We start from the raw sequence: 14904 nt of genomic DNA, 5'->3' as shown, positions 1-14904 counted from the left end.
TTACTCCATAAGCTCCAGTTTGCCCTCTCGGCTGAGCCTGAGTTGCGCGAAATCGCGAGCCATAATCAGGTTGCCCTGATAAATTCCCCGGGCTTCGGATTCCACCTCGCTTATGTTGGGGTAGGCGTCCGGGTGTGACTGGTACCGGGAGCTGAAGTGGGTCAGTACCAGATTGGGAATACTGGCCGACTGGGCGAAGCTGGCGACCTGGGCCGCGGCACTGTGCATGGGCCAGGAACCGACGCGGTCGGCGACTTCCTGAGTGTACGTGGCCTCGTGGATGAGTACTTGCGCGCCGTGGCTGGTGTCTCTGAGTAATTCCGGCGTGTCGTTATCGCCCCCGACGATGACCTTTCTCGGACGGCGGTTGATCTCCGTGTAGTCGTGGCTGCGGATTAGCGTGCCATTATCCATAATCACGTCCTGTCCCTGTTGAAGCTTTCCCCAGATTGGGCCAGCCTCGATACCATCGGCGGTCAGTTTTTCTTTCAGTAGCTGACGCTCCAGATTCTTTTCGGTAAACGTAAAGGCGCGACAGGAGACCCGATGGGAAAGCTCTGTGGCGGTGACCTGCAGCGCGTCGTCTTCCCAGTAGAAATCTTCCGCTTCCGAGTCGATGAACTTGAGCTCGTAACTGAGGCTGGAGTCGGTATTGCCCAGGGCGGTTTCAACGAATGTCCAGACCGGGCGTGGCGCTATCAGAAAGAGTGGATCCGTGCGGCCATTCATTGAGGCGCTGCAGAGCAGGCCGGGCAGGCCGAAGGTGTGGTCGCCGTGCACGTGAGTGATGAAGATCGCTTGCAGTTGCATCACTGAAAGCCGTGTCCTCAGCAGGCGATGCTGAGTGCCTTCACCACAGTCGATCAGGTACCACTGCCTGGGAGCGCCGTGCTGCAGGGCCAGCGCCGTGACATTGCGGGACTTGGTGGGCATTCCACCGGAGGTTCCGAGAAAGGTGAATTCCATGTTGTCTCCTGCATTCGAGTCTCGCTGGCGAGGATGCCCCGCCCGGACAGAGGCAATTCATACGAACGTATCAGATTTTTGGTGGTTCGGGTTGTTTGGTGATGGTTAGGTGGGTAATTATGTGTGCTTTCCCAATCAAAGGAGTCCAGCCTTGTCCGATCTTGCCTCATACGAAAGCTTCAGCGTTGAAGTGAAGGATTACATTGCGCACGTGCAGCTGAGCCGCCCGGAAGCTCTGAATACCATGAACAAGGCCTTCTGGCTGGAGCTTCCGCAATGCATGCAGGATATCGAAGCCAACACCGATGCCCGGGTGATTGTCATTTCCAGCACTGGCAAGCATTTCTCTGCAGGCATGGATCTCGGCGTGTTTTCTGATCCCAAAGCGGTGCCGATGTCCGGAGATCCTGGCCGTATGGCGGAAAACCTGCGTCGAGTTGTCCTCCAGCTCCAGGACACGCTGACCTCTCTCGAGAAGATTCGCCTGCCGGTGCTGGCGGCGGTGCACGGTGGCTGTATTGGTGGCGCCCTGGACATGGTTTGTGCGGCGGACAGCCGATACTGCACCGAAGATGCCTACTTCACCATCAAGGAAACCGAACTGGGTATGACCGCTGACGTGGGCACCCTCCAGCGTCTTCCCAAACTCATGCCAGAAGGCGTGGTTCGGGAGCTGGCCTACACAGGCCGCAAGTTCTCAGCCAACGAGGCTCAGAGCCTGGGGTTTGTGAATGCCGTTTATGCGGACCAGGCGGCTATGCTTGAGGCTGTCATGGGTATTGCGGCCCAGATTGCCGCCAACTCACCGCTGGCAGTGACCGGCTGCAAGGAAATGCTGAATTACAGCCGGGATCATTCCGTAGAAGACAGCCTGAAATATATGGCCACCTGGCAGTCAGGCATGTTCCGTCCTGGCGATATGATGAAATCCTTCCAGGCCAAGGCGCAAAAGCAGGCGCCGGCGTATGACGATCTGCTTCCGGTAAAGGGCCTGTTTGAGTCCTGAATGGCGGCGCGAGGAGCGAGCAACGGTATCTCAGCCCTTGCCGCCCTGTTGTTTCAGGGCGGCATCGGGGTGCTGGGGTTGCTCGCGATCTGGCTGTTTGACATACCGGTTCGCTGGGTGGGCATCGGCGAGGGCAGAGTCTGGCTGTTCGGGGCCATCGGTGCTGTTCTGACTTACCTTCTACTCCTGGTGTTGACTCGCATCCCAGCGCTTTTTCCGGATGATATGGCCCGGCAGATGCGTGGGCTCTATCAATTTGCCCGCAGTTTCTCTTGGCCTGTTCTGATTGCACTATCAGTACTCGCCGGAGTCGGGGAGGAGCTTTTGTTCCGCGGCGCTGTGCAGGGTTGGCTGGCGAACCTCACCGGACCCTGGCCTGCAATCTTCGCCTCGGCCTTGTTGTTTGGCCTGGTTCATTACGTCTCGTTTACCTATTTTCTGGTCGCGACAGGTCTCGGACTGCTGCTTGGCTTTGCCTACCACGTATCGGGCAGCCTTGAACTGGTCATGATCTGGCACGCCCTGTATGACATGGTGGCGCTGTTCATCCTGGTGCGCTTTCCCCACTGGTTCGGTGTCGAGAGCCCTGCTTCCGGTTAACTGCCTCAGGCCTGAGTGCCGCTTTTTCTGGCCTCGAAATTGGCCAGTTCCACGTTAATGGCGTTGGTGGAGATCTGGATCTCGTAAAGCGAGTAAAGCAGCGAGAGCGACAGCAGGACCAGGCTGATGCCGAATGCGATGATTCCCGGCATTTCCAGACCAAGGAACAGCAGAAACATCGACACCGTGCACAGGAAAAAGCTCAAGACACCAAACGCCTGCATTCGCTTGGTGAGCACGATCCGCTTTCGGAGCATGCCGATTTGCCTGGCAATCAGCCCGTGATCTTCCTCGGTATCCATTTGCTTGAGCTGTCGGATGAGCTGGGCCAACACCAGAAATCGATTGGTGTAGGCCAGCAACAAGAGTGAAATTGCAGGAAAAAGCAGGGCTGGTGTGGTCAGGTCCAAGCGTGAATCCTTTTAAACGGGTGAAACGCCAATGAGCCACTGATGGGCCCAGAATACCGTAATGAAATACACCGCCAAACCACCGATTACCGCAATGGCATCATTTGCGCCCGATTTGGGCATGGTGATGATTGCGCGCTGGGTCCGGCGTTTCATGGAGATCCGGTCTACCACCGCCCAGGCAAGGAAAGCACCAAACAGAAGAACATCATGCAGCATGCCGTTTGCCAGCAAGTGAGCCAGCGCCCAGAGCTTGACCGCGACCAGCATCGGATGCTTCAACGTGGCTTTGATCCGGCCCGGAAAGTAGGTGGCAAAAAGCAGGGGAAATACCGGTATCAGAAGCAACATGGCAACATGCCGCAGCCATCCCGGTGGTGTATACAGAACCGTCGGTTCCAAGCGTGCAGCGCCGTACCCGATGACGATCAGCACCAGCCCCAGCAAAGACACAACAGAGTAAGCCCCTTTGAAAGGCCATTCACCCATTGAGTTGCTAAGCCGGTTCCTCAAAGGTTCGTTGACGATGGATAACGAATGAATGCCGAGGAATATAACCAGTCCCGCTATTAACATTGCCATGTCGATTTTCATCCTTTTATGCCAGGGAATCTGTGTCCGTGAGCGTCCGGGTCAGACGATTCATGGTATCGCCCCCATGACGCCAGAAATGCCAGTATAGTTCCACTCGAAGCTCCTTTCCCGGCGCAATGTTGATCAGCTTGCCTGACTTCAGCTCGTCCTGTGCCTGTAACTCCGGAACCATGCCATAGCCCATGCCGGCCAGTGCGAGTTTGATGAACCCTTCCGAGGATGGGCAAAGGTGGTGAGGAAAGCTGCCGTGATATCCGCACCCGGCCAGAAACCGATGCTGAAGCTGGTCATCAGGGCCGAAAACAATCACCGGTGCGGTCCGCAGGGCCGATTCGACCAGCCCCTCCGGCAAATATCGTTCGACATAGTCAGGGGAGGCCAATGGCAGGTAGGTCATCTCACCCAGACGGACGCAGCGGGCGCCTGCAATGGGTTGAGCACTGCTGCACAAACAGGCGGCCACGTCACCTTCGCGCATTTTCCTGAGCCCGATGTCCTGATCCTCGACCACCATATCCAACAGAAGCCCTTCCTGATTGCAGAAATCGCCGATGGCATCTGCCCACCACGTGGCCAGGCTGTCAGCATTGAGTGCAATCCGCAGCCGGGTAGCCGATTCCGAGAGTGATGGAATGGACTGGCTGAGGTCCCGTTCAAGCAGTTTTACTTGCTGTACGTGGTTGAGAAGCCGTTGGCCGGCCGGGGTTGCTTTGATGGCCGGGCTTCGGACCAGAGCGGGCTGCCCGAGCCGGATCTCCAGAGTGCGGATACGCTGGGAAATCGCAGACTGGGTAAGGCCGAGTGTCGCGCCGGCCCGCTCGAACCCGCCACACTCAACCACCGTTGCCAGAGCTTCCAGCAGTTTGTAATCCAGCATTAGAAAAACTTATCCATCATTATGATTATGAATTTCCAGTATATACGGAAATCGCTATCCTGCCTGCATTCGGGAACAGGAATTCATGCAGGGGGCGTTGTGCTGGAAAGCTATCTCACGGGGTTGGTGGTCTGTGGCGGAATCATCGTGGCCATTGGAGCCCAGAACGCTTATGTGCTGAGCCAGGCCATCCGCCGTGAGCATCACTGGTGGTCCGCTGGGCTGTGCATGCTGTCGGATATTGTCCTGTTCTCGCTGGGTATGTTCGGCGTGAGTGCGGCTTTGATGGCGATGCCGGAGGCTCTCGAGATACTGCGTTGGTTAGGTGTGGTCTTTCTCGGCTGGCTGGCTTTGCAGGCGCTGGTGAGGGCTAGCCGAGGGCGCGCTGCCCTGGAGACGGGGGAAATTGCCAAACGCAGCTTGAAGGGGGTTCTGTTCACGACCCTGGCCGTGACCCTGCTCAACCCGCAGGTGTATCTCGATACCCTGTTGCTGATTCCTGCGGTCGGCGCACAACAGGCGAATGCGACCACTTTTGTCGCCGGGGCCAGCAGCGCATCCATTCTATGGTTCGGTGGACTGGCCTGGAGCGGGGCCGCCCTGGCACCTGTTTTATCCCGGCCGCTGGCCTGGCGGATTATTGATGGTGTTATTGGTGTCATGATGGCTGCTATTGCACTGCAGCTCGCCGTAGGCGGTCATTGATGTTGCAGGACTTCGACCTACGGCTTCACCCCCGCTAGAAATGTCCCAATGTCATCAAAGGCGTCCTCGGCTTCTGGGAGAAGCGGGGTGAATATCTGCCAGACGTGTACCATCCCGGGCCACGTGTGCAGTTGAATAGGCGATCCCTGGGCTGTCGCTTTGCCCGCGTAGCGGCGTGCGTTGTCCAGGAGCATTTCGGAATCGCTGGCTTGAATCAGTGTTGGTGGCAGGTGACTCAGGTCGCCGCGCAGTGGGGATGCAACCGGGCTCGTGGGTGAGACCCGAAACGCGGCCCAGGTCGCCCACCAGATCACTGGCAACGGTATCTTCGCGAGTCCGCCAAAAACCGGACCCAACAGGGGATCGGTGCTGATATTGTTGCGATTGCTGGGCGCCGTCAGAGTCAGGTCTGTCGAAGGCGAGAGGGCTACGGCAGCGTCGGCCTGTTTCAGGCCGTTGTCACGTATCCACGCCAGCAGACCAAGGGTGTGGCTGCCGCCCGCCGAGTCCCCGGCGATCACCATGAACTCGGATTTCTCCGGTCCATCCGGGCCATTCTCGAGCAGCCAGCTGTAGGCGCGGCGGCAATCCCGGACCCCATCCATGTACCGGTGTTCTGGCATCAGCCGATAGTCCACCGCAAACACCGCTGCATTGGCGATGTGAGAGAACCGATCGGTGATGGCCCTGTGGCTTCGCGGGCTACCAGCAGCCCAGGCGCCACCGTGAATGTAGAGCACGCGCCTTGCGGTATCGACCCCAGGTGCAATGACCCATTCACCCCGGGGCTCCGGGCAATGCCGGAATTCAGATTCCAGCTCGAGGCCTTCGCTAAGTCCGTCCATATGCTTGCGGAGCGCCATCAGCCGGGCCCTGCCTCGAAGCCCCCGGCCGCTTTCACCCATTTCGCGAATGCGTCCGAGGACTTTCTTGTTGGCTTCGCTGGGGTGACCATCCCGCACCGGGTAGTCATGGCTGTCCAGATGGGAAAGGTCTTCGAGCCGGAAAAGCACCAGCGTTGCCACGATAATAAGGGCAACGATTGCAAGCAGAATCCAGAGCATAGAGTCTCCGTGTCCAATTAGCCCGATGGTACGGGGCAAACTAAGATGAAGATAATACCCGTTCATTTGGGTGGGTGCTGCCCTTTCGAATCACAGAAGGAGTAGGGCGATGCAGATAGCGTATCGTGCCCGGGATATCACCGAGGCGCACATTGTGGCCGGTCTCCTGGAGGCTAACGGTATTGAATCGTTTGTGGGGGGACATTACTTGCAGGGCGCCATGGGGGAAATTGGCGCTGCCGGTTTCACCAACGTGCACGTGGCGGATGAGGATCTGTACCGGGCAAGAGAACTGGTGAAGGAGTATGAAGCGGGCGGGCATGCCGTGGCCGTCACGGACGAACTGGAGGACAAGCCCGATGCCTATGCGCGCTGGTTCCTGCTGGCGTTTATCGTTGTGGTGTTTGTATTGGTATACCTGTAATCGGCCGGTCGCTTCTGGGAGAGAGTCATGGCACGCCTGTTTTTGGGGCTGGAATTGCCGAACCGGGTAAAGTCAAACCTGCTGGAGGTCCGTGAAACGACCTCGGGTGTGAAAGGCGCCCGGTGGCAGAGTGCCAGCCAGTTGCACCTGACGCTGGTATTCCTGGGCGAGGTCAACGAGGAACGGATGTTCCAGCTCAAAGATGCCCTCGATGGAAATCTGGCGACGGTCTTTGATCTTTGGATTGAGGGTGTCGGTTGCTTTGGCGCTCCCTCTTCACCCCGCAATCTCTGGGCAGGAACCTTTCCCGAAGCGCCTGTGGCCGCACTGCACGATGAATTGAGAAGGAGGCTGGAGACTGTTGGCTTCGAGTTTGAGGCCCGACGATTCCGTCCTCACATAACGTTGGCCCGATTCCGGAGGCACAGTGGATCCGTTGAGGCATTGCTGGATCAGTGGCACAGCGAGGCGTTTGGTTGCTTCCCGGTTCAGGAGGTTGCCCTGTTTCAGAGTACGTTGAAGCCGGACGGCTCTGAGTACACCGTGAAAGAGCGTTTTCCTCTTTCAGAGCCCGATTGAACGTGTGGGCTAACCGCGTTTAGGGCTGCGCTGGCGACTCTTGCCTGCCTTGCCGGGTTTGGCCGGCATACCGGGTCTGGCTGGTTTTCCGCTCGCGCCCGGCTTGCCGGGCCGCGAGGGACGGCCTGGTTTGCCCGCTTTTTTCTGCCTGCTACCGGATCGGTCCTGCCCGCTGGCATGTCGTCTGGTTTTCGCCGGTGCGGATTGCTTCACTTCCCGTTTCGTGCCCGGAGGGGCTTCGGACGAAGAATCCTTGATGGCATCGAAGAGAATACTCAGTTCCTGTTTCGTGAGATCCCGCCACTGGCCAACCGGAAGGTTGCCGAGTTCGATGTTCATGATTCGAACCCGCTCCAGTTTCGTCACTTCATAGTCGAAATACTCACACATCCTGCGAATCTGGCGGTTCAGCCCCTGGACGAGTGTGATGCGGAAGACAAACCGGGACTCCTGTTTGACCCTGCATTTCTTGGTGACCGTTCCGAGAATTGGCACGCCGGACGCCATGTTCTGGACAAACTCACGGGTCACGGGCTTATTCACCGTCACGACATACTCTTTCTCGTGATTGTTGCCTGCTCGGAGGATCTTGTTGACCAGGTCTCCGTTGCTGGTCATGAAGATCAGACCCTGGGAATCCTTGTCCAGCCTGCCAACTGGGAAGATGCGGGTGCTGTGGCCGACAAATCGCTGGATGTTGTTCCGCTCAGCGCTATCAGTTGTGCTAACAACGCCCACGGGTTTGTTCAGAGCAATGAAGACAAGATCTTCCTCGGCCCGGGGTTTGACCAGACGATTGTTCACTTTTACTGAGTCGCCGGGCATGACCTGGTCACCCACCTGCGCCCGCTGACCATTGATAAACACCTGCCCCTGCTCGATGTAACGGTCGGCTTCACGGCGTGAACACAGACCGCTTTCGCTGATGTATTTGTTGAGACGTTTGGAGGCAGAGCTGGTCATGAAGCATCCGGGAGCAGAAAATGAGAAAGCGCATAATAACAGGTATATTGGCGAGAAAAATCCGACCCAACGATTCCGGGGCCTTTGTGACAACTCTGAAAATTGAAGCGCTTTCCATCGGCGCGCTGGCTGGCGTCAACCTGACCGTGCGTGCAGGCGAGGTCGTCTGCATATCCGGTCCCTCCGGCAGCGGCAAAAGTCGGCTTCTGAGAGCCATTGCGGATCTTGAACCTCATGATGGATGTGCCTATCTGGACGATGTTTCCCAGTTGTCTATGCCGGCAAGCCATTGGCGCAGGCAGGCGATGATGGTTCCGGCCGACAGTCAGTGGTGGTTCGAGTCGGTGGGGGAACATTTTCCGGAACACTGCGACCTGGTGGCTCTGGAAGCCTTTGGGTTCAGCAATGACGTGATGGACTGGACGGTGGATCGGCTGTCGTCAGGAGAAAGGCAGCGGCTTGCCTTGCTGCGGGCCATGGCCAGATCCCCAAAAGCCCTTCTGCTGGATGAACCGACCGCCAATCTGGATGAGTCCATGACCCGTCGGGTGGAGGCCTGGCTGAAAGCGGAGATCCATAAGTCACAGGTACCGGTGATATGGGTTGCTCACGACCACAGTCAAATAGAGCGTGTGGCGGACCGCCACTATGTGATAGCGGGCACAACACTGGAGCAAATCGATGGAAGTGATTGACCTGGCCTGGTGGAAACTGGCATTGGCTGCGCTGCTGATTCTGGCGCTGGGCGGTGTCAGCATGGTCGCTCGCCTCGGTATCGTTCGAACCCTGTTCATTGCCAGTGCCCGTACCATTATTCAGCTGGCATTGATTGGTCTGGTTCTGGAGGCGCTTTTTGCGTCTTCTGAGTTCTACTGGATAGCGTTGCTGGCGGTGATCATGCTGCTGGTAGCGGGTCGGGAAGTGGTTGCCCGACAACAGCGCCGTCTCAAGGGATTCTGGTCGTTCGGGATCGGTACCGGCGCCATGTTTGTTTCCTCGTTCACGGTAACGGTGCTGATTCTGGCCGTGGTGATCGGTCCGGACCCCTGGTATTCGCCCCAATACGCCATTCCGCTGCTAGGTATGATGCTTGGAAATACCATGACCGGTGTTGCCTTGAGTCTCGACCGGTTGACCGAATCGGTCTGGAGCCAGCGCGCTGTCATTGAGAACCGTCTTATGCTGGGTGAGACCTGGCGTTCGGCACTTGAGAGTATCCGTCGGCAAGCGATGCGCAGCGGTATGATGCCGTCCATCAACGCCATGGCCGCAGCGGGCATTGTCAGTCTTCCGGGTATGATGACTGGCCAGATTCTCGCCGGCAGTCCGCCGTCCGTGGCGGTGAAATACCAGATACTGGTGATGCTGACGATCACTGTTGGAACCGGCTTCGGAACCTTGATCGCGGTTGCCTGGGGCAGTCGTTGCATGTTTGATGATCGTGAACGACTTCGGTTGGATCGTCTGGTGAGAAAGAAACATTGAACACTGGGATTTCGTGATGCTAAAAAGTGTTATAGTATAACGTTTTATCTGGCGGTAGACCCATCATGAAACAACCCATACCCACCAACCTGATCCTCGGCTTTCTCGGCGTCGGCAAAACCACGGCGATTCTGGACCTCCTGAAGTCCAAACCCGACGATGAGGTTTGGGCGGTGTTGGTGAACGAGTTCGGCGAAGTTGGGATCGATGGGGCCCTTTTGCAGACCAACGGGGCCTTTATCAAGGAAATTCCCGGTGGCTGCATGTGTTGTGTCGCCGGCCTGCCGATGCAGATCGGCCTCAACCAGCTGATCCACAAGGCTCGCCCAGATCGCCTGATCATTGAGCCCACAGGGCTTGGCCACCCCTCACAAATACTGGAAACCCTGACCAGCGAACACTATGCCGATGTGCTGGACCTGGGACCGGTCATTACTCTGGTCGATCCCCGAAAACTCGATGACCAGAAAGTGCGGGAGAATGTTCAGTTCCGGGATCAGGTTGCGGCCGCAGACATCCTGGTCGCCAATAAGACTGATCTGAGCAGCCCTGAGCAACTCCTCCGGTTCGATCAATGGGCCGGTGATCTTCGGCCGGAGAAAAAAACCGTATTCCGGACCCGTTACGGGAAGTTGCGTCCGGAGTGGCTGGATGGAAACACCGCGCTTTCCGAAGTGTCTCAGCCAGATGCGCATCACCACCATCACGCCCACGAGGTGAAGGAACCTGTTTCCATTGACGAGGCACCATGGCAGGTGGCGGAAAACTCAGGGCAGGGATTCCATAGTGTTGGCTGGCGGATTCACCCGGATGGTGTCTTTGACGAGAGTGCCCTACTGGTTATGTCCATGGACAGCCGCCTCGTACGTTTCAAGGCAGTGGTCCGAACGACAGAGGGGTGGCGGGCGATTAATGTGGTCGATGGTGCCCTTTCAGTACTGGATACGGAGCCCCGTGACCAATCCAGACTGGAAGTGATCAGCCCGGAGCCAATAGAGACTGCCGGGCTGGATCAACAGTTACGTAGCGCCCTGTGTGAGGGCTGAACAACGAACCTGGATCAGTGGCCGTAGATACGCATAGCGGTATTCTGAACGGCCAGGTTGTCGATGGTCAGGGACCCGATTGACGTTCCTCCCACCAGCACCTGTCCAACGGTCATGTCCGCTTTGAAGGTGTTGAGGTCGATTGCCAGGGCATCGCCGCCATTGGCGCGGGTACCGTTGTAGATATCCATATCGACGGTTGCGCCGATAGTCAGGATGCCCGGGTTTTCCAGGTACTGGTCGCCGGTGAGTTTCAGATCACGGATGCCGAGAGCGAGGAACGGGATATCCACATCCAGATCGGAAATGCCGAACATGGTGTTCAGATTCAGGGTGTCGGTGGCGGTATCCACCGTCAGGCCGAGTTTGGTGACGGCGCCGACCATCGAGAAGTTGTTGGCCAGAAGGGTGGTGTCCGTTTGGCCTTCGAGGGTCCACTCGCCGGTGCTGATGCCGAAGTCGATCGGCGCGGCGGTAAGTGGCCAGACATTGATCAGGGCGTCACCGTCAGCGGCGACGTCGATCTCGACCTTGATGTTGTCGATCAGGTCACTGGTGGTCCCGAACGCCATATTTCGGATGGCAGGATCGGTGATCTCTTCGAACAGGTCGGTCCGGTTTGCACCGCCGATTGAGATGTCGCGGATGGAGAGGGAGCCCTCATCGGTGTATTTGAACTCGCCGATGTTGACCTTGGTTTCCAGTTCGATGGTGACACCGGCCTGGCCGGTAATGTTACCCATGTGAGTGTCTTCGAGGGGCTTTAGCTCGGCTTGCGCCGCCAGGGGCAAACCGGCTACGGCCAGCACTAACGCTGTTTTTTTCAGGCTTTTCATTTCAGATTTCCTTTCTTTTTTGTCGTTGGGTGCCTGCCGGCAGAGCCGGCAGGCCAGGGCATCGTTATGCCCGCTTCCTTACTGCTCCGGTGTCAGCATCAGGTCGATGGTGTTGCCGGGGCCGGTGAGGAACTGGTTGAGAACGTCGGTCAGCAGTCCACAGTTTTCCAGTGGAGGCAGGGTGTACTCGCCACTCACGTTGCCGCCGGTGGCTGGGGAGAAGTTGGATCCCTCGGGAGAGGTCAGGGTGATGTCCACGGGCTCAATGGTCTGGCACTGGTCACCGCCGCCCACTTTGAACGGAATGCCGAACAGCTTGAGTGCAACCCTGGGCACCTTCACGTAGAGGTGTGAGTTGGCGGTCAGTTCGCCATTGATCAGCGTGCCGGTGGTCATCTCTGCTTGCTCGAACTCGACGTTAGCAACCGCGTTCAGGCGGCTGAACAGGAGCTTGATGGAGAAGTTGCCCACGGTGGGATCAACCGCCAGATCTGCTTCGAATGTGCCTGAGGCGAGGTCAAGAGCGGTTGCGATGCTGCCATTCAGGGGCAGGGTGCTGCCGGAAGATTTGATGTAGGTGGAGCCTTCAAGGGCCAGCAGCAATTCAATCACAGAGCCGGTTTCCTCATACCCTTCAGCGGTGACCGGGACCGTGATCTCCGGGTTTTCCGGATCGTCTGAGGCAATCACAAGCTGAGCATTGCTGACACCCACAGCGCCGGCGGTAAACGCCAGATCGATGGTGCAGCTCTGATCGGGAGCAACGGTGGTGCAGTTGTTGGTCTGGGTAAATTCAGACGCATCGGAGCCGGTCAGGCTGATGCCATTGATCAGCAGGGTTTCGTTACCACTGTTGGATACCGTTACCTGAGCGGAGGAACTTTCACCCAGAAGTAGACGGCCGAGGTCAACCGAGCCGGGGTTAACGCCGATCTCTGGTACCGGGGCGAGCACGCTGTTACCGCTCAATGCGACGTCGACGCTCGGGTTTTCTGCGTCAGTAGAGGCAATGGTGAGGGTTGCAGTCTGGCTACCTTCGCCGCTTGGAATGTAGGTAACGTCGACATCGCAGGCCGCATTCGGTGCGATAGTGCTGCAGCTGTTGGTTTGCATGAAGGCAATGCTGTCGGCACCGGCGATGCTGATGCCATTAATGCCCAGGGCAGCGTTGCCTGTGTTGGTGATTGTAATGGTGTCCTGTTCAGTCAGACCCGCCTGTACGTTGCCAAAGGCAACTTCCTCGCGGTTAACGGCAATGCGGGGTGTTTCAACCACGTCACCTTCAACCATGATGGTTTGCAGCAGATTGTTCTGACCGGCAAGTTGAGTACAGTCAGTGTCGATTTCACCGATGGGTGCTGGGGCAATGTCGCCATTCGCGGTGCGGGCGATCAGGCTCAGGGATAGAGCGCCCACGCGGATTTCCGCTTCACCGACATCCTGGTCGGTAAAGGTGACCGCCGGCGCGTTGCCTGTCGCGGGAACCGTGAACTCGCCCGTTTCATTGGGAATCGGGGTTTGGGGAATCGAGAGGTTGACGATCTGATCCAGCGTGCGGCTTTGAGTCACCACCTCGTTATAGGAAACGGCGGAGCCTTCCACCGTTTCGGAGCCTACAAGCTTAAGCCCGGTACGGGAATCCTCGTTCACCACGGTCAGCGCGGTTACTTCGAATTCCGGGGTTGGGTTGCCAACGGTGGCTGTTGCCGGGATGTCGGCACTGATTTCAGCCCGGATCGGCTGGTCACCGATCAGCGGGAAGGGGCAAGAGAAGTCGAGAGTAAGAGATACTGGAGCGGCGGCGGCCTGACCGCCGCCGGCCATCAGCGCTGCTGCAGCGATGGCCGGCCCAAGCTTGCGGACCCCTGCGTTGAGATTCCTGCATTTCATGAATTCGTCCTTTGTAAAGCGTTCGTTGTTGTTGAGAGAGGGCTGCAGACAACACCGACACGGACTGCTCAATCGGACTTGCAAAGATCCCTTTGCCACGCGCTTCTGTGCGCATGAGTGCCGCATCATTAGGCACGGGAAGCCTGCTGTGGGTCATTGCTTGCCACGGCAGGCTTTTTGTCCAAAGCGGAGAGGATGTGTAAATAATGTTGAAACCGTGACTGGTTTCAAATTGAAAGTGTGATTGGAGTGTTCAGTTTTTCTGCCGGGCTTGTCGTCGGACATCGCCGGGGGTGGTGCCTGTCCAGGAACGATAGGCCTTGGTAAAACCTGCCTGATCACTGAAGCCGAGTTTGTCGGCAATGGATTCCAGCGGGACGTTGGTGTCTTTGAGATACAGTGTTGCAAAACTCTCGCGAATCTCATTTCTGAGCTTCCGGAAGGAGGTCCCTGCGGCGGAAAGGTGCTGTCGAAGGGTACGGGCACTTATATCGAGTCTGCGGGCAATATTTTCGGTCGTACATGGCCGGCCCGGCTGACTCATGATCATTTCCCGTACCTGCATCACTGTCTCGTCAGACTCCCGGCTACGTTCTTCCGTGGATTGGCGATTGCGGGCGACCAGAAACTCCAGAGTGGCATCATCAGGTCGAGCAGGGCGCCCGGCAAGTGGCATCGTGACCTGGTTGTAGGGCTGATCAAAACGGAAGTCGGTATTGCCGGCTACTGTACGCCACGCCTCATCTTTGATGCCCGAAGGAAAGCAGAACTGGATCTCGAAATGATCACAAACCTGGGACGCAATTCTGTAAATGCTCCCCATGTATATCTTGGCAACGCAGGGGAGGAGCGCACCCAGCTCCCAGGTATCTATCAGGCGAATGCGGAACGTCGATCCGGTTGAACTCAGGTCCATATCCATCAAGGGCAGCCCGACCCGGAGGTACTGAACGATCATGCCGATCAGCTGTCTCGGATTTTCCTGACCCAGTACAGCAAAACCGAGTAATCCGTGGCTTGGAAGATCAAGTTGCTGGCCAAACTGGAATGGGGCCCGCTCATCCACCATCAGCCAGTTGGCGTTTTCCAGAAGCCTCATGACCTGATTGATCGATAGGCAGGCCTCCTGGTTCTCGAGTTGTTCTTCATTGATGTTCGTGTCTTTGATGAGTGCTTGACGTTTCACCCCACGGCGTTCCATGAACTGGATAAAGCGTCGCGCATAGCGTGCCGACATGATCGGCACTTCCTGTGCGATTCGGTTTGAAGTTTCCATGTTTCCTTCCCTGAACCGGGGGCATGCCCGGTTTTATGTCGTCATGTGCTTGCGGTTGTTATTATTTGCCCGGCCAGTATAGGCACGGGGTCAATGAGGGAATTTCGTGGCAGGTCACGAATCAGCGGTCATGGCCGGAAATGACAATGAAACATAATTTAGGTTTGGGGGGCGTATGGAGCA

General features: G+C 57.3%; 17 protein-coding genes. 8 read left to right on the top strand and 9 right to left on the bottom strand.

Features of this window, described 5'->3' with window-relative positions:
- The gene (locus tag D777_RS09800) at positions 1–966 is read right to left on the bottom strand and encodes a ribonuclease Z (RefSeq protein WP_036131481.1); all 966 of its coding nucleotides are present in this window, start codon (positions 964–966) and stop codon (positions 1–3) included.
- 151 nt (positions 967–1117) lie between these two features.
- On the opposite strand from D777_RS09800, the gene D777_RS09795 reads away from it, so the two are divergent.
- Both D777_RS09795 and D777_RS09790 read left to right on the top strand, forming a co-directional pair.
- A complete protein-coding gene (locus tag D777_RS09795) occupies positions 1118–1972 on the top strand; it encodes a crotonase/enoyl-CoA hydratase family protein (RefSeq protein ID WP_036131478.1) in 855 nt (284 codons plus the stop codon).
- A complete protein-coding gene (locus D777_RS09790; protein WP_201443360.1) occupies positions 1973–2572 on the top strand; it encodes a CPBP family intramembrane glutamic endopeptidase in 600 nt (199 codons plus the stop codon).
- A gap of 5 nt (positions 2573–2577) precedes the next feature.
- Here the strand turns inward: D777_RS09790 and D777_RS09785 are convergent, their stop codons facing one another.
- Genes D777_RS09785 through D777_RS09775 form a run of 3 tightly spaced genes read right to left on the bottom strand, consistent with a single transcriptional unit; the run spans position 2578 to position 4453 of the window.
- Positions 2578–2982 (bottom strand): DUF2721 domain-containing protein, encoded by a 405-nt coding sequence (locus D777_RS09785; protein WP_036131475.1) that lies wholly within the window; start codon positions 2980–2982, stop codon positions 2578–2580.
- A gap of 12 nt (positions 2983–2994) precedes the next feature.
- Complete coding sequence (locus D777_RS09780; RefSeq protein ID WP_036131472.1) at positions 2995–3564, bottom strand: NnrU family protein; 570 nt, start codon at positions 3562–3564, stop codon at positions 2995–2997.
- Positions 3565–3580: 16 nt separating this feature from the next.
- Positions 3581–4453, bottom strand: a complete 873-nt coding sequence (locus D777_RS09775; RefSeq protein WP_036131469.1) for a LysR family transcriptional regulator ArgP — start codon at positions 4451–4453, stop codon at positions 3581–3583.
- A 99-nt stretch (positions 4454–4552) separates the two neighbouring features.
- Here D777_RS09775 and D777_RS09770 point away from each other — a divergent pair, with 99 nt between their 5' ends.
- Complete coding sequence (locus D777_RS09770) at positions 4553–5158, top strand: LysE/ArgO family amino acid transporter (protein WP_036131465.1); 606 nt, start codon at positions 4553–4555, stop codon at positions 5156–5158.
- 17 nt (positions 5159–5175) lie between these two features.
- On the opposite strand, the gene D777_RS09765 is transcribed toward D777_RS09770, so the two are convergent.
- Positions 5176–6222, bottom strand: coding sequence for an alpha/beta hydrolase (locus tag D777_RS09765; RefSeq protein WP_036131462.1), 1047 nt, complete (start codon positions 6220–6222; stop codon positions 5176–5178).
- Between the two features lie 109 nt (positions 6223–6331).
- On the opposite strand from D777_RS09765, the gene D777_RS09760 reads away from it, so the two are divergent.
- Together D777_RS09760 and thpR are read left to right on the top strand one after the other, a co-directional pair.
- Positions 6332–6646: a putative signal transducing protein gene (locus tag D777_RS09760; RefSeq protein ID WP_036131459.1), complete on the top strand. Its 315-nt coding sequence runs from the start codon at positions 6332–6334 to the stop codon at positions 6644–6646.
- A gap of 27 nt (positions 6647–6673) precedes the next feature.
- On the top strand, positions 6674–7225 hold the full coding sequence (gene thpR / locus D777_RS09755; RefSeq protein ID WP_036131456.1) for an RNA 2',3'-cyclic phosphodiesterase: 552 nt from the start codon (positions 6674–6676) through the stop codon (positions 7223–7225).
- A 9-nt stretch (positions 7226–7234) separates the two neighbouring features.
- Here thpR and rluF read toward each other — a convergent pair whose 3' ends face one another.
- Positions 7235–8188, bottom strand: a complete 954-nt coding sequence (rluF, locus tag D777_RS09750; RefSeq protein ID WP_036131453.1) for a 23S rRNA pseudouridine(2604) synthase RluF — start codon at positions 8186–8188, stop codon at positions 7235–7237.
- A gap of 86 nt (positions 8189–8274) precedes the next feature.
- On the opposite strand from rluF, the gene D777_RS09745 reads away from it, so the two are divergent.
- From D777_RS09745 to D777_RS09735, 3 genes are all read left to right on the top strand, one after another.
- Positions 8275–8883, top strand: a complete 609-nt coding sequence (locus D777_RS09745; protein WP_036132000.1) for an ABC transporter ATP-binding protein — start codon at positions 8275–8277, stop codon at positions 8881–8883.
- Positions 8870–9673, top strand: coding sequence for an ABC transporter permease (locus tag D777_RS09740; protein ID WP_036131448.1), 804 nt, complete (start codon positions 8870–8872; stop codon positions 9671–9673). The genes D777_RS09745 and D777_RS09740 overlap by 14 nt, the downstream gene beginning before the upstream one ends.
- 65 nt (positions 9674–9738) lie before the next feature.
- On the top strand, positions 9739–10719 hold the full coding sequence (locus D777_RS09735; RefSeq protein ID WP_036131445.1) for a CobW family GTP-binding protein: 981 nt from the start codon (positions 9739–9741) through the stop codon (positions 10717–10719).
- Between the two features lie 14 nt (positions 10720–10733).
- Here the strand turns inward: D777_RS09735 and D777_RS09730 are convergent, their stop codons facing one another.
- The 3 genes from D777_RS09730 to D777_RS09720 all read right to left on the bottom strand — a co-directional run bounded on the left by D777_RS09730 (position 10734) and on the right by D777_RS09720 (position 14721).
- Entirely contained in the window at positions 10734–11555 is an 822-nt protein-coding gene (locus tag D777_RS09730; RefSeq protein WP_036131442.1) for a DUF6160 family protein, read from the bottom strand.
- 78 nt (positions 11556–11633) lie between these two features.
- Positions 11634–13445: a choice-of-anchor D domain-containing protein gene (locus D777_RS09725; RefSeq protein ID WP_036131439.1), complete on the bottom strand. Its 1812-nt coding sequence runs from the start codon at positions 13443–13445 to the stop codon at positions 11634–11636.
- Positions 13446–13698: 253 nt separating this feature from the next.
- Positions 13699–14721 (bottom strand): helix-turn-helix domain-containing protein, encoded by a 1023-nt coding sequence (locus tag D777_RS09720; RefSeq protein WP_036131437.1) that lies wholly within the window; start codon positions 14719–14721, stop codon positions 13699–13701.
- Between the last annotated feature and the right edge of the window lie 183 nt (positions 14722–14904).

This window comes from Marinobacter nitratireducens (assembly GCF_000708045.1).
Taxonomy (GTDB): Bacteria; Pseudomonadota; Gammaproteobacteria; order Pseudomonadales; family Oleiphilaceae; genus Marinobacter; species Marinobacter nitratireducens.
Note: the sequence above shows the minus strand (reverse complement) of the source record. Positions and strands in the feature narration are given on the sequence as shown.